Raw genomic sequence first — 569 nt, forward strand, 5'->3', positions numbered from 1 at the left:
GTTCATATTTTCATTGGTTCCCCGTTGCCATGAAGCATAGGGTTTAGCAAAGTAAACATCAATATTCAAAGCTTCTGCCACCTCATTGTGTCTAGCAAACTCTTTACCGTTATCGTAAGTAACAGTGTGAACATTAAAAGATTTAAGAGCTTTAATACTACTGCTGGCTATCAGTCCTGCACGTCGGTTTTTGTGGGCTCTAATAACGCATAAACGGGTTTTACGATCAGCAAAGGTAAGTAGCACGCCTTTGTGTTTGTTACCCACTACGGTGTCTCCCTCAAAGTCACCGAACCTGCTGCGCTCATCAACAACAGCAGGACGTTCATCAATATCACGTCTATCAACGATCTGCCCACGTCTTTGTTGGCCTGATGCATACCGTTTACGACGTTTCTTTTGACAACGAAGATGAGTATAAAGCTCGCCACCATCTTTTTTGTCAGCATAGATAAACAAGTAAATACGTTCAACGCTTGGTACATCAATCCAACCCATGACCTTAAGCCGACCATTGATTTGTTCAGGTGACCAATCTTGTTCAACCAGATAGCTGATATAGGCAAAGC

Annotated in this window: 1 protein-coding gene; it reads right to left on the reverse strand. The window is 42.5% G+C overall.

Annotated features, from left to right (window positions below; genetic code table 11):
* Nucleotides 1-569, reverse strand: a 569-nt coding sequence (locus IEV16_RS13310; RefSeq protein ID WP_188366208.1) for an IS30 family transposase, incomplete at both ends; no start/stop codon positions are given.

It is taken from the genome of Marinicella pacifica, from assembly GCF_014636635.1.
GTDB classification, from domain to species: domain Bacteria; phylum Pseudomonadota; class Gammaproteobacteria; order Xanthomonadales; family Marinicellaceae; genus Marinicella; species Marinicella pacifica.